At 66.2% G+C, this 269-nt stretch carries 1 pseudogene; it reads left to right on the top strand.

The window, feature by feature from the left end:
- Positions 1-13: 13 nt before the first annotated feature.
- Positions 14-269 (top strand): annotated as a pseudogene (locus EOC06_RS39000) (adenylate/guanylate cyclase domain-containing protein); the annotation flags it as partial.

Genomic DNA, 269 nt, shown 5'->3' with positions numbered 1-269 from the left:
CGCCGAGAGCGCCGTGGACGGCGTCGCGCAGCTCTACAAGCAGGGCGAGTTCCAGATCGACGACGAGGCGATGTCGGCGGCACTTGCCAGTGCGCTGGCGGCAGTGCCGGGGGTGAACGCAATGTTGATCTGCACACCCGACCTGATTTGCAGGGGGGCGGCGGTGACCGGGGACAACGACGCCAAATATCCTGCCGGAACGATCCGGAAACTCCCCGCCGAGACCGAGAAATCGCCGCAAGTGCGCGCCGTTCTTGAAGAGCGCCAGC

It is taken from the genome of Mesorhizobium sp. M7A.F.Ca.MR.362.00.0.0 (assembly GCF_004023175.1).
Lineage (GTDB): Bacteria > Pseudomonadota > Alphaproteobacteria > Rhizobiales > Rhizobiaceae > Mesorhizobium.
Note: the sequence above shows the minus strand (reverse complement) of the source record. Positions and strands in the feature narration are given on the sequence as shown.